The sequence below is a fragment of the Pseudoalteromonas sp. GW168-MNA-CIBAN-0100 genome, from assembly GCF_040309225.1.
GTDB lineage: Bacteria > Pseudomonadota > Gammaproteobacteria > Enterobacterales > Alteromonadaceae > Pseudoalteromonas > Pseudoalteromonas arctica.
In genome coordinates this window covers 1-246 of the sequence record NZ_JBEOOL010000939.1, presented here as the reverse complement: position 1 = coordinate 246, position 246 = coordinate 1, and the positions used below count along the sequence as shown (strand labels likewise).

The 246-nt window shown below is 39.8% G+C and carries 1 protein-coding gene; it reads right to left on the bottom strand.

What is annotated here, in order from left to right; genetic code table 11:
• On the bottom strand, positions 1 to 246 hold a 246-nt coding region (locus tag AAEY62_RS24100; protein ID WP_350636991.1), incomplete at both ends, for an MBL fold metallo-hydrolase.

Here is a 246-nt window from a genome sequence, read left to right as displayed (position 1 = left end):
TGCCACATTTGCGCTGCAGAGCCTTCAAATAAACGCCCACAACCACCACTAACTAAAGTATCACCAGTAAAGGCAAGTTGTTCATTAACATAACAAATATGATCGAGTGTGTGGCCAGGCGTGGTGATAATATTAAATGAGGTGCCTAAAACGGTAATCGTTTGGTCTTCATTTAAAGGCATTGTTATTCCTTTAAATGGACTGTTACTTGGGCCGTAAACCTCAAAGTTTGGATACTGTTTTACT